General features: G+C 39.2%; 11 protein-coding genes. 6 read left to right on the forward strand and 5 right to left on the reverse strand.

The features are described 5' to 3' along the window. Positions 1-408: 408 nt before the first annotated feature. On the reverse strand, positions 409-1,410 hold the full coding sequence (gene asnA, locus PCNPT3_RS10160; RefSeq protein ID WP_015465782.1) for an aspartate--ammonia ligase: 1,002 nt from the start codon (positions 1,408-1,410) through the stop codon (positions 409-411). Between the two features lie 158 nt (positions 1,411-1,568). Here asnA and asnC point away from each other — a divergent pair, with 158 nt between their 5' ends. The 4 genes from asnC (at position 1,569) to purB (ending at position 5,399) form a co-directional block, all read left to right on the forward strand. Beyond that, positions 1,569-2,030, forward strand: coding sequence for a transcriptional regulator AsnC (asnC, locus tag PCNPT3_RS10165; protein WP_015465783.1), 462 nt, complete (start codon positions 1,569-1,571; stop codon positions 2,028-2,030). Positions 2,031-2,169: 139 nt separating this feature from the next. Further along, positions 2,170-3,318, forward strand: a complete 1,149-nt coding sequence (mnmA, locus tag PCNPT3_RS10170) for a tRNA 2-thiouridine(34) synthase MnmA (protein WP_269571710.1) — start codon at positions 2,170-2,172, stop codon at positions 3,316-3,318. Between the two features lie 2 nt (positions 3,319-3,320). Then, positions 3,321-3,950, forward strand: a complete 630-nt coding sequence (gene hflD / locus PCNPT3_RS10175; RefSeq protein ID WP_015465785.1) for a high frequency lysogenization protein HflD — start codon at positions 3,321-3,323, stop codon at positions 3,948-3,950. Between the two features lie 78 nt (positions 3,951-4,028). Continuing rightward, positions 4,029-5,399 (forward strand): adenylosuccinate lyase, encoded by a 1,371-nt coding sequence (gene purB / locus PCNPT3_RS10180; RefSeq protein ID WP_015465786.1) that lies wholly within the window; start codon positions 4,029-4,031, stop codon positions 5,397-5,399. 45 nt (positions 5,400-5,444) lie between these two features. Here the strand turns inward: purB and PCNPT3_RS10185 are convergent, their stop codons facing one another. Next, positions 5,445-6,314, reverse strand: coding sequence for an NAD(P)-dependent oxidoreductase (locus PCNPT3_RS10185; RefSeq protein WP_015465787.1), 870 nt, complete (start codon positions 6,312-6,314; stop codon positions 5,445-5,447). 312 nt (positions 6,315-6,626) lie between these two features. On the opposite strand from PCNPT3_RS10185, the gene PCNPT3_RS10190 reads away from it, so the two are divergent. Both PCNPT3_RS10190 and PCNPT3_RS10195 read left to right on the forward strand, forming a co-directional pair. Further along, positions 6,627-7,970, forward strand: coding sequence for an aminotransferase-like domain-containing protein (locus tag PCNPT3_RS10190; RefSeq protein WP_015465788.1), 1,344 nt, complete (start codon positions 6,627-6,629; stop codon positions 7,968-7,970). A gap of 179 nt (positions 7,971-8,149) precedes the next feature. Then, positions 8,150-9,280: a cupin domain-containing protein gene (locus PCNPT3_RS10195; RefSeq protein ID WP_015465789.1), complete on the forward strand. Its 1,131-nt coding sequence runs from the start codon at positions 8,150-8,152 to the stop codon at positions 9,278-9,280. Here PCNPT3_RS10195 and hemH read toward each other — a convergent pair. The 3 genes from hemH to PCNPT3_RS10210 all read right to left on the reverse strand — a co-directional run bounded on the left by hemH (position 9,277) and on the right by PCNPT3_RS10210 (position 12,715). Beyond that, positions 9,277-10,236 carry a ferrochelatase gene (gene hemH / locus PCNPT3_RS10200; protein ID WP_015465790.1) on the reverse strand — a complete coding sequence of 320 codons (960 nt, stop codon included), beginning with the start codon at positions 10,234-10,236 and terminating at the stop codon, positions 9,277-9,279. The two genes, PCNPT3_RS10195 and hemH, sit on opposite strands and share 4 nt — an antisense overlap. Positions 10,237-10,352: 116 nt before the next feature. Beyond that, positions 10,353-11,231 carry a LysR substrate-binding domain-containing protein gene (locus PCNPT3_RS10205; RefSeq protein ID WP_015465791.1) on the reverse strand — a complete coding sequence of 293 codons (879 nt, stop codon included), beginning with the start codon at positions 11,229-11,231 and terminating at the stop codon, positions 10,353-10,355. 74 nt (positions 11,232-11,305) lie between these two features. Next, entirely contained in the window at positions 11,306-12,715 is a 1,410-nt protein-coding gene (locus PCNPT3_RS10210) for an FAD-dependent oxidoreductase (protein ID WP_015465792.1), read from the reverse strand. Positions 12,716-12,827: the final 112 nt, after the last annotated feature.

Raw genomic sequence — 12,827 nt, forward strand, 5'->3', positions numbered from 1 at the left:
ATGCACCTTGATAACAGTTTTTCATTTTGAAGAAAGTATATAGCATCATTCTTATAAATAAAATGAAAGTACCTGATACATAATTATTAAGTTGCAGAATTGTTAACAGTGTTAGGGTGTTTTTTTAAATACACTTCGATAAGTGTACCCGTCGACGAAAATCTATATTTAAATGTTAGTAGTATACATTATTGCATAAGTTAGCATTTTAGCTTGTCTAAGCAGATAAAGACGACATAGGAAGGTGCAATGCACCACTTTTTATGCCTTCATAGTGGCATAGTTTACAAGGTTTGGCAGTAAATATTTAATAAGATTAAGATGTTAGCTTTTTTTATTGTTATTTAATGTGGCCTATGGATAATAAAATAAAAGAGAGCAACGCTCTCTCTCTTTTATTCATTAATATTAAAGAATGGCAGGCACACTCTGTTTTAACATCTCAGGCCAAACGCCTACTTGTACTTGTCCAATATGCTGCTTTTGTAACAATAACATCGCTAAACGAGATTGTCCGATACCGCCACCTATTGTTTGTGGCAATTTAGACTCCACCAGCATTTTATGCCAAGGCATCTGTAGACGCGCACTATCACCACAAATTTCTAGTTGTTTTTTCAATGCGTCAGGGCTAACGCGAATGCCCATTGATGAAATTTCAAATACATCTTTTAGGATAGGGTTCCAAACTAAAATGTCGCCGTTTAAACCAGGGTATTTCGCATCTGTTTGTGTTGACCAATCATCATAATCGGGTGCACGTACATCATGGAATTCACCATTCGATAATAATCCACCAATACCAATCAGGAAGACAGCGCCGAACTCTTTTACCGCAGCACGTTCACGACCTTTAGAATCTAAGTCAGGATATTGATCCAGTAAATCTTGAGAGTGCATAAACGTTATTTTTTCAGGTAGAAAAGGCGTTAATGCATATAATTCTTGTAAACGTGATTCTGTTTTTTTAATCGCTTGGTATAAAGTGTTTACCGTGCGTTTTAAGAAATCAATGCTGCGATCTTCTTTTTCCGAGATCACCGCTTCCCAATCCCACTGATCAACATAGACAGAGTGGATAGGACTCAATGATTCTTCATCCGGACGTAATGCTTTCATATGTGTATATAAGCCTTGTCCAATTTGGAAGTTATGCTCCGCAAGCGTTTTGCGTTTCCATTTTGCAAGAGAGTGCACCACTTCAAAATTTTGGTCTGATACGGGTAAAGAACTCACTTTTACAGCAACGGCTTTTTCTGAGCCACTTAAACTATCTTGGATGCCATCACCCACTTTCGCCAAAATAGGTGCTTGTACTTCGATTAAACCTAATTCATTTTCAAGTTGCATTGAAAATATTTGTTTTACAGTGCTAATTTGTTGCTGTGTTTGAATATATTGTGCGCTCATAATGTTCCTTTAAAGATGCTTTGCCATATCAAGTTGAAACAATCATCAGGTAAATCAACTAATTTATCAATAACCAATAACAAATATACCTTTACATAAACATTATCATCAATAGAATGGGGTTAAAACTAACAATTCAATAAAAAAGAACCCTATATATGCCCAATCATTATGAAATCGATGATCTCGATAAACGCATTTTGTATGCTTTAGCCGATAATGCCCGTGTGGCTTATGCTGAATTAGCTAAAAAATTCTTAGTCAGTGCCGGTACTATCCATGTGCGTATCGAAAAAATGAAACTTGCAGGGATCATTGAAAAAACTAAAGTCGTACTCAATGAAAAAGCGCTTGGATATGATGTTTGTTGCTTTATTGGTATTAACCTTAAAAATGCCAAAGATTATCCTGCTACCATTAAAAAATTAGAAGCGCTTGAAGAAGTAGTTGAAGCTTATTACACCACGGGAAATTACAGTATTTTTATCAAACTAATGACCAAATCTATCGCGCATTTACAAACGACACTCATTAATAAAGTGCAAGCTATTGATGAAATTCAATCAACCGAAACATTAATATCACTCGATAATCCGATAAAACGCGATGTTATGCCTTAATAAGCAAACCTTTTCTTAAGCGGATACAAAAAGGCATTCTGTATCCGTTACCAATCCAAGTGCTTTATTTAGTCTTAGCATTGACGACCGAAAACATTCGCATTGTTAGTTATGTTGGCACTGTTTTATTGTTTACTTTCTGCTAAAATCACACTCCAAATTAGTAGGAGAATATTTTATGACAGACAATAGCCAAATTAAAGTGATCGTCGGTATGTCCGGCGGTGTCGATTCATCTGTATCCGCGTATTTACTGCAGCAGCAAGGGTATCAGGTTGAAGGGCTATTCATGAAGAATTGGGAAGAAGACGATAGCAGTGAGTATTGCGCGGCGGCTCAAGATCTTCAAGACGCACAAGCGGTTTGTGATAAATTAGATATCAAGTTGCATACTGTTAACTTTTCGGCTGAATATTGGGATAATGTTTTTGAACATTTCCTCGCTGAATATAAAGCAGGACGTACTCCAAATCCTGATATTATGTGTAATAAAGAAATAAAGTTTAAAGCCTTCTTAGAATTTGCAGCCGAAGATTTAGGTGCGGATTTTATTGCCACAGGACATTATGTTCGTCGCCGTGAAGTGAATGGACATGTGCAACTTCTGCGTGGCCTTGATACAAATAAAGATCAAAGTTACTTTTTATATGCCGTGGGCGAAAAACAGATAGCACAAACACTGTTCCCTGTTGGCGAATTAGAAAAACCAGAAGTGCGACGTATTGCCGAGCAGCAAGGTCTTATTACTGCCAATAAAAAAGACAGTACCGGGATCTGTTTTATTGGTGAGCGTAAGTTTACTGATTTCTTACAAGAATATCTTCCAGCGCAGCCCGGTGACATTGTCACGCCAGAGGGCAAAGTTATCGGTAAGCATCAAGGTTTAATGTACCATACATTAGGTCAGCGCAAGGGATTAGGCATTGGTGGTCGTCAAGACGCTAATGAAGATCCTTGGTATGTTGTCGCTAAAGATATGCCTAATAATCGTTTATTGGTTGCACAAGGCGCCAATAATCCAGCCCTTTTATCTTATGGTTTGATCGCAACGAAATGTGATTGGGTTGATAGAAAAATCCTTAAAGAGGCGTTTACTTGCACACTAAAAACACGTTACCGCCAACAGGATGTTCCTTGTACCGTGACCCCCCTCGATGATGATACTTTAAGAGTCATCTTTGAGACGCCACAAAGCGCAGTGACCCCAGGACAATCAGCTGTATTTTATATGCAAGAAGTCTGTTTAGGTGGCGCTATTATCGAACAACACTTACAAGAGAAAATTTAATTATGTCTTATCATGATCTTCCTTCACGTTGTATCGCCTTTGCCGCAATGTGCCAAGCGGCTTATCTGGTTGATAAATTAGCTTGTACCGGTAATGTTTCTAACTTAAATGCATTTGATGCATCTCTGCTTTCTATTCTTCGTGTAGATAGTAATTCACCTTTGGATGTATTTGGAGGCTATAGCAGTTTGGAGGTAGGCTTGAAGAGTATGCAAGATCAACTCAATGGCAGTACCAAAGGGCGCAATATGCAGGTAACAAAATACATTATTGGTATGCTTGCGCTTGAAAAGAAACTGACGGAAGATCCGAGTGTTGGGGCGCAATTAGGCGCTCGCATCAATCAAATACAGCATCAATTAGCCGATGCCAATATTGATGATGATAATATTTTAAATAACTTAAACTTGATTTACAAAGACTTGATCAGTGATTTAGGTCCAAAAATCCAAGTAAATGGCTCCCCATCTTGCTTGCAACAAGAGCGCACTCAACATAAAATTCGCGCTTTGTTATTAGCCGGTGTTCGCGCTGCTGTATTATGGCGCCAAATTGGCGGCAAACGTCGTCAATTGATTTTTTCTCGCAAAGCAATGCTACACCAAACAGAGCAAAATTTACGCCGAATTTAAGCTTTTCAGGGCTTAATTTTGCATAAAAAAGTGCATATAAATGACTATTTAAACAACCTACCTTTTTAGGAGCAACAAATGGAACTTTCAGGACTAACCGCCGTATCACCCGTTGATGGCCGTTACGGTAGTAAAACTGCAATTTTACGCCATATATTTAGTGAATTTGGTTTGATCAAATATCGCGTACAAGTTGAAGTTCGGTGGTTACAAAAACTAGCGCAAACAAAAGAGATCGCTGAAGTTCCCGCTTTTTCAGCACAAGCCAATGCAGAGCTTGATGCTATCATTACGCAGTTTTCTGAAAAAGATGCACAACGTATCAAAGATATTGAAGCGACAACAAATCATGATGTTAAAGCGGTTGAATATTTTTTAAAAGAAAAAGTAGCGAATAATAAAGAATTACATGCCATTAATGAATTTATTCATTTTGCCTGTACCTCTGAAGATATTAATAATTTATCTCATGCTTTAATGCTTAGCTGCGCTAAAGAAGAGGTTATTTTACCTTACTGCAAGCGTATTATAGAAGCTATCAGAGCTAAGGCCATTGAGTATAAAGCAATGCCAATGATGTCTCGAACGCATGGCCAACCAGCTTCACCTACCACAATGGGTAAAGAAATGGCAAACGTGGTAGCACGTTTACAACGCCAACTACAGCAAATTGAAAGTACACAAATGTTAGGTAAAGCCAACGGCGCTGTGGGTAACTATAATGCACATGTCAGTGCTTACCCAGATGTTGATTGGCAAGTATTTGCAGAAGAATTTGTAACAAGTTTAGGGGTGACATTTAATCCTTATACGACTCAAATTGAACCACATGACTATATTGCAGAATTATTTGATGCGATAGCGCGCTTTAATACCATTTTATTAGATTTCGATCGTGATGTTTGGGGTTATATTTGTCTGGGTCATTTTAAACAAAAAACCATTGCCGGTGAAATTGGATCGTCCACGATGCCACACAAAGTCAATCCTATTGATTTTGAAAACTCAGAAGGCAACCTAGGTCTTGCTAATGCCCTTTTTGCACATTTAGGCTCAAAATTACCCGTGTCTCGCTGGCAGCGTGATTTAACCGACTCAACGGTCCTACGTAATTTAGGCGTTGCTATCGGTTATAGCATCATCGCTTATGAATCAAGCTTGAAAGGGATCAGTAAATTACAGCCTAATCAAGAAAGCATGCTTAAAGATCTCGACAGTAACTGGGAAGTCTTAGCGGAGCCAATTCAAACTGTTATGCGCCGTTACGGTATTGATAAGCCTTATGAGAAATTAAAAGAGCTAACTCGTGGTAAGCGTGTAGATGGCCCTGCAATGAGTGATTTCATTGATACGCTCGCGTTAACCGATGCTGTAAAACTGCAGCTGAAAGCGATGACGCCCGCTAATTATATTGGCCAAGCGATTAACTTAGTTGATAAAATGGCTTAATAATAAAGCGCTGTAAAAACCTTTTTTTACAGCGCCATCAATACATCAGCGTTGATATTTTATTAATGCTGATGTATCCATTTTTCCAAGCCCCTGCGCACTTAATGCTTTATAATTTTCATTCACTTCACGGGTCATTGGTAAATCTAAGTCATATTTTTTTGCTTCATCGAGACAAAAGCCTAAATCTTTGATCATCCAATCAATCGCAAATCCAAAATCAAATTTATCATTTTGCATCGACACGGCTCTATTTTCTAACTGCCAAGATCCTGCGGCGCCATATTTTAACGTATCTGTCAGTAATTCAATATCAAGGTTCGCTTCTTTAGCTAATGATAACGCTTCACTTAAGCCCTTTAATACGCCCGCAATACAGACTTGATTCACCATTTTTGCGCGTTGTCCTTGCCCATTTTTACCCATTAACGAGGTTTGCTTCGCGTAACACTTAAACAGAGGCTGAAGTTTTTCAAAAACAGCAGGCTCACCACCACACATCACTGTTAACTTACCCAGCTCTGCACCCGCTTGTCCGCCAGAGACAGGCGCATCCACAAAATGAATATTTAACGCTTTACATTTTTCAGCTATTTCTTGCGCAAGGCTTGCTGATGTCGTCGTATGATCGACTAAAATAGTGTCTTTTTTAAGCCCCGCTAAAACGCCCTCTTCACCATATAAAACGCTGCGCACATCATCATCATTACCGACACAAATAAAGACAACCTGTGCATTTTCGACCGCACTTTTAGGGGTTAACGCATATTCACCTTGGTTTTTTTGCGCCCATTGTTTGGCTTTTTGCGTCGTACGATTAAAGACAGTGGTCACATAGCCATTTTTTTGCAAATAGCTTGCCATGGGCATTCCCATCACCCCAAGTCCTACAAAACTTACTTTTATTGGTTGCATTTTATTTCCTTAGATCGTCAATAGCACAAAAAAACAGCTTAATAATAAAATTGACCTATGTCAATTTTATTTTCTTTAACTGCGACTAATAGCAATGCAATTAATGTCGTCATCATGTGTTACGCCGGAAAAATGAGTACTAACAAGACGTGAGTTGCAGGATATAGTGGTTCTCAATTCAAAAATCACAACGCGGGTTTGGATAATTTTTCCTGCAAGACTGATCATTTTTTTAGTTCTTTTGCTATCATTACCTATTGCTGATTTATTGACTTAACGTATGATTAGTTATGTTGTTTTGAGGGGGATCACGTGAGTATTAGTAAATTTAAAAACATAGCTTCAATTATTGAAGCGCGGATCCATTCTGGCTTGTATGGCGAAAACACTAAATTACCCACGCATCGCGCACTGGCGACTGAATTTTCAACCACACCGGTCACTATCGCCAAAGCGTATCAATGCCTTGTTGATAGCCAAAAAGTAGAATCGTTTGTCGGTCGAGGCACTTTTGTCTGTAGTGCGAGTAAATTTGAAGTTGTGATCCAAGCAGATGCTAATAACAACCAGTTTAACTTTTCAATTATCCAGCCTTGTGTTGGTCTTAACCTGCCAAAAATATCTCAAGCAAGTCTCGAAGTGTTCAAAACGCTCACCCCAGAACTTCTTTCTTATAGCGCAGATACGGGCGCGATTGAGCATCGCCAAGCAGCTCTTTTATGGGCTAAAAAATATGCGTTAAAAGACGCCAGTGTCGACCAAATATTATTAACCCCTGGTGTTCAAAGCGCCCTCGATATTTTAATGAGAGCCTATACGCAAGCAGGCGATAGCATTGCGATTGAGAGTTTAACTTACCCCGGTATACTCTCTATCGCACACGCACATGGCGTAAAACTCATAGAGGTAAGCTGTGATGCACAAGGAATGCGTGCTGATGCACTGCGTAACGTACTCACTGAGCACCAACCCAAGTTAGTCATTGTTGTGCCCTCACAGCAAAACCCAACCGCGCTCACTATGCCGGAGGCGCGCAGAATTGAAATAGCTAACGTCATAAAAGGCAGTGATGCGTGGCTAATTGAAGATGATATCTATGGGTTTTTAAATCAGCAGTATATTCCCGCTATCTCCCATTTTATTGAGCAGCAAAGCTTCTATCTTTCAGGGCTATCCAAAGCGATTAGTCCCGCTTTACGTTGCGCTTTTATTAAAACACCCACACATCAATTACAAAAGGTTTATGCGGCGATCCGAACGTCGGTTTGGCAAGCCTCCTCCTTAAATTACGCCATTAGTAGCGCTTTAATTTTCTCGGGCGAAGCCTTTAAGATGGCAGATAATCAACGTCACATTGCCAAATCAAGACAAATATTTGCTCGAAAAGTGCTTTCATTAAGTATGAAGGACAGTAGCGCAGCCTATCACTTATGGCTAAAATTGCCACCAGCATGGTGTGTTGATGATTTTATTGCAGCTGCTAATCAAAAAAATATATTAGTCAGTCATGGCGATCATTTTAGCGCCAGTAAAACGCCTTCAGGACACATTCGCTTAGCCTTAATGGGCATCGAAGATGAAAAAATCTTCCAACAAGGTATTTACGCCATAAAACATTTATTAGATAACCCCTCTCATTCGAATGACGCCGACTAACCAAGGGGATAATTTTTAACAAGGTTGCGTCTAGCCGTTATTTTCGTGAGTGCCTAATAATACATGTTAGAGTCTCTCAAACGGCTTATGTCGATAATATATTAGTGGCTTTTTGCATCTGAAAGGAACATAAGGTTATACTCATTCTTTTCTCTTACTTTTTAATTAGCTGAGGCGTTATGTTCCAACTCAATTTAGATATCAATCACTTTCTAGACGTTTATTGGCAAAAAAAGCCCTTATTAATAAAACAAGGCTTTGCTGATTTTCAAGATCCCATTATGCCGGATGAAATAGCCGGACTTGCAATGGAAGAAGAAGTTGAAAGCCGCCTTGTATACCGAGATGAGCAAGATAAATGGCAAGCTGAACATGGCCCATTTACTTCTTTTGATAAGCTTGAGCAAAAAGGAACGTCTTTATTAGTACAAGCCGTTGATCATTGGCATGAAGATGCACAGCAACTCATTCGACCTTTTCGATTTTTACCAAACTGGCGCCTTGATGATTTAATGATCAGCTACTCCAGTGTGAACGGCGGTGTCGGACCTCATATCGATAATTATGACGTTTTTATTATTCAAGGCTTAGGTAAACGACATTGGCGTGTTGGCGCTAAAACTGAGCTAAATGAATTTACAGCCCATGCAGCATTAAAGCATTGTGCAGCCTTTGATGCCATTATTGATGTAGAGCTTGAGCCCGGTGATATCTTGTATATTCCGGTTGGTTTCCCGCATGAAGGTTATGCTATCGAGCCATCTATAAACTACAGCGTTGGCTTTCGTGCACCCGATCAAAATGATCTGTTAAGTAGCTTTACTGATCACTGCATTGATGAGCAAGATAACTGCGTGCGCTATCTTGATAAAAATATGCAACATCGTGAAAAACCAGGGAAAATTGAAGCTCATGAACTGATTGGTTTACACAAAACAATGCTAGAAAGTTGCCAAACACCCGAGCAACTAATGCCTTGGCTTGGTAAAATGCTCAGTGAAAGTGTGCATGATTTGGATATTGCCGTGTGTGATGAAGCGCATTCAAATACCCAAATATTAGCGCTATTTAATGAAGGCGCCCAATTCACCCGTTTAGGTGGCTTACGCGCTATCTACTTTGAACAAGATGCAGACTTTATTTATATTAATGGCACACAATATAACTGCAGTGAGTTTAATAAGCTCGGTCACCATTTATGTGATCAAGATGAAGTCGGCAGTGAATTAATTGAGTTATTAACTGAAAATGAAAATGCACAGAACTTTTTCACTTTTCTTGTTAATAGTGGTTACTGGTACAGTAATTAATTTAATGCGAGCGTACGCAGTAACTCAATATGGCTACGCTCGTCATTTAAACAACTAATATAATGAAAGTCTTTACCACCCGCCTCTATAAATATTTTTTTGTTCTGCATCGCCATCTCTTCGAGCGTCTCTAAACAATCGGTTGCAAAAGCAGGACAAATTATATCAACACTCGAACAGCCCTCATTAGCCATTGATTTCAACTCTAAATCAACATACGGCATAAGCCATGCTTCTCGTCCCATACGTGATTGATAAGCAATTAAATAGTCTTGCGAATTTAATCCGAGCTGTTTAACCACTAAAGCAACACTTTGCTCACACTGCCACTGATAAGGATCGCCCTTTTCAACATAGCGTTGTGGGATCCCATGAAAAGAAAAAATCAATTTCTCTGCACGCCCATGATTTAACCAATGCGCTTGTATTGACTGGCATAGTGCATCGATATACAAGGGATGATCATGATAGTTATTTTTAAAGGTTATCCCTGGAAAATTAATTTGACCCTTTATGAAACGCCCTACTTGATCAAAAACAGGCGCGGTGGTCGATACCGAGTATTGAGGATAAAGAGGAATAATCGTTAACTCAGTGATACCTTCATCACTGAGTTTTTGTAGCGTATTGGCTATTGAGGGGGCGCCATAAGTCATCGCTAATACACATTTTACATTATCTTTTTCTAATGCTAGAGCCACTTTTTCATTTAAAGATTCACTCAATATTCGTAACGGTGAGCCTTTTTTTTCCCATATTTTTTGATATAACTTACTGACCCGTGGCGCTCTAAAGGGCAGGATCACTAAATATAAAATAGGTAGCCAAAATAAACGAGGCATATCAACAACCCGTTTATCTAATAAAAAAGATTTTAAAAAAGCGCGTACACTTTTTGTCGTTGCTTGCTCAGGTGTTCCTAAATTAACAAGGAGTACCGCACGTTTTTTATTCATATGATCCCATTTATCCATTAAAAATGGGGACTGAGTCCCCATTAAATAATATCATGTTAAATGGTTGATGGGTTACCCTCTATTACGCTTCACTAAAAAAAAGTCAAATAGGTCAACTAACGAAAACATTGCAATAGCCACTGTGTAAAATTATCTAATGCTTCTTTGGGTGCATGATTTTGGTAACATATTAAATAATGATGACTTTTACTGCTTAATGTCACCTCACTTAAAGCGACTAAACGCCCCTCTTTTAGCTCATCCGCAACTAACAACGAGCGTACAAATAATATTCCGAGGCCATTAATCGTCGCTTCAATGGATAATTGACTATTTTCAAATAAAAGATGAGGCTCTGTTACTTTATCGGCATAGTTCTGTAATAAAAACCAATCTTGCCATGTTTCATGGTATCCCAACGTACTTATTTTATCGGCTAAGGCTAAATCCTCGAGCGTCTGCAATGACTGCAACCTTTTGAGGTGAGGGCTCGCCACCACCAGCCACGACTCTTGCGTTAATTTTATCGCATCAGGATCCATGACATCCACATAACCATTGAGGATCTCTAAATCGATATTTTCATTTTTTTGTGGATAAATATTATTCGTGGTTAATATTTTAATACTGATGTTAGGGTGTTGGCGTTTAAAATCAGCCAATCGAGGCAATAACCATTGCTGACAAAAGCTATGTGCTATGCGCATGATCAGCTGTTGTTTCTTATTACGTTCAAAAAGATGTAATGTGCCTTTTTCTAAGCGATCGAAGTTACTTGTGAGTAGCGGGAGGTAATGCGCAGCTTGATCGGTTAATTGTAATAACGAGCCATTACGTATAAACAGCTGTGCATCTAGATATAACTCTAGTTGTTTAACCTGTTGACTTACCGCCGTGCGGCTCACATTTAACTCTTTGGCGGCTTTACTTAAGTTTTGATGACGCGCAGCCGCCTCAAAAGCACGTAACGCATTTAAAGGTGGTAGTTTGCGCATCGACTTACCCTATTTAATAAATATTGTAAGATAGCCTACTTATATGACAATTTAATGTCAGCCTACATAAGCATTTATATTTTATCCGCTTTACCGGCCGTTCCTGCAAGTTTTGCAAGCCATTTATCTATTAAACGAGGATGTTGCTCATTATCTTCCGCGTCTTCTTTGCGCCTAATGGCATTACGCACACACATCGCGCCAAGCCAGCAAAAAGGCTCTGGCGGAAAGTAACCACGTGGCCCACCGGTCAATCCACAATTGGCCCATTTGTCATTGTTACCTAATAACATCGCGTTTAATATTTTAGCGCCAATGCGCGTCTGTGCCACACCATTTCCGGAATAACCTAAACCATAAATAATATTAGGCTGACCTTTAATATTACCAAAAAAAGGAAGTCCGGTAATTGTCCTATCCGATCCTCCCGTCCAGTTATCGGCAAATTCAGTGACGTTAAGTTGCGGAAATAAGTTCGAAAAAGCGTTGCTTAATAAAGGTAAGTAACGTGTTTTTTGATTGCTCATCGGCTCTATTTTATTGCCGAATGAAAAACAGTTCCCGCCTTTTCCTAACATCAATCGACCATCTATCGTGTCGCGATAATAGTGCACAAAAATACGTGAATCGACGACACTCACCCCCTTTTCAGGCCCGTGTTTTTTTAGTAATTCAGGGATAGGTTTTGTTATCACCATATCGGACGACACCACTACAATACTGTGCTTAAAGGCTTTAAATTTTTCAGCCATCCAAGCATTAATCGCTAAAACCACCTGCTTTGCGGTGATCGAGCCTTGCTCCGTAATAACGCGTGCAGGTTGTCCATAATGCAGCGATAACATCTGCGTATTTTCATAGATGTTAATACCTAATGATAATGCTACTTTTCGTAACCCTCTTGCAAGCATTGCAGGTTGCACCGTACCTGCAGCCTTAGAAAAATAAGCTTCTCTATTTTTTTTAGAGCCGGTTTTAGAGGCCAATGTATTACTTGCACACGCTTGCCAACTATTAATGTTTAATGCCTCTAAAACGCTAACTAAAGGCGCCATAGTACCTTGCTGTGCACTGTTTGTTGCGCTGTAATAGCTGCCATTAATCAATAATTGTGCATCAATATTGTGCTCTGCGCAAAAGTCTTCTATTTCAAAGATAACCTGCTCTGATTCTTTAACCAGCCATTGCGCTTGCGTTTCACCAAAGAGTTTTTTTAACGTAGGATACTTACTTGACCAGGTTAATAAACAGCCTCCATTCGAGCCTGATGCACCACTGCCACAGAGTCCTTTTTCAATAAGAGTGACTGTTTTATCAGGGGCTTGTTGCTTATGTAATATGGCAGTCCATAACCCCGTATATCCACCACCCACAATTAATACGTCTGTCTCTATATCTTGTTGTAATGTTTTTGCAGGGGCCGGCTTTTCTTTTTCTAAAGCGTCTTTAAGCCAATAAGATAGGTGTTTTTTCGATGTGTTCATGCGTAAATCCTTAGGTTGTTTACATACAATATGCAATCTGAATAACAACAGGATATAACCCTTTCCAATGAACATTAAGTGCTGATTAGTGACGCTTAACGCCATATTTTCT

Source organism: Psychromonas sp. CNPT3 (genome assembly GCF_000153405.2).
GTDB lineage: Bacteria > Pseudomonadota > Gammaproteobacteria > Enterobacterales > Psychromonadaceae > Psychromonas.

Bases quoted from the DNA above. Each gene is read 5' to 3' on its own strand.
- PCNPT3_RS10210 (WP_015465792.1), bottom strand. From the start codon at position 12,715: ATGAACACATCGAAAAAACACCTATCTTATTGGCTTAAAGACGCTTTA.
- PCNPT3_RS10195 (WP_015465789.1), top strand. From the start codon at position 8,150: ATGTTCCAACTCAATTTAGATATCAATCACTTTCTAGACGTTTATTGG.
- hemH (WP_015465790.1), bottom strand. From the start codon at position 10,236: ATGAATAAAAAACGTGCGGTACTCCTTGTTAATTTAGGAACACCTGAG.
- PCNPT3_RS10205 (WP_015465791.1), bottom strand. From the start codon at position 11,231: ATGCGCAAACTACCACCTTTAAATGCGTTACGTGCTTTTGAGGCGGCT.
- hflD (WP_015465785.1), top strand. From the start codon at position 3,321: ATGTCTTATCATGATCTTCCTTCACGTTGTATCGCCTTTGCCGCAATG.
- asnC (WP_015465783.1), top strand. From the start codon at position 1,569: ATGCCCAATCATTATGAAATCGATGATCTCGATAAACGCATTTTGTAT.
- purB (WP_015465786.1), top strand. From the start codon at position 4,029: ATGGAACTTTCAGGACTAACCGCCGTATCACCCGTTGATGGCCGTTAC.
- asnA (WP_015465782.1), bottom strand. From the start codon at position 1,410: ATGAGCGCACAATATATTCAAACACAGCAACAAATTAGCACTGTAAAA.
- PCNPT3_RS10185 (WP_015465787.1), bottom strand. From the start codon at position 6,314: ATGCAACCAATAAAAGTAAGTTTTGTAGGACTTGGGGTGATGGGAATG.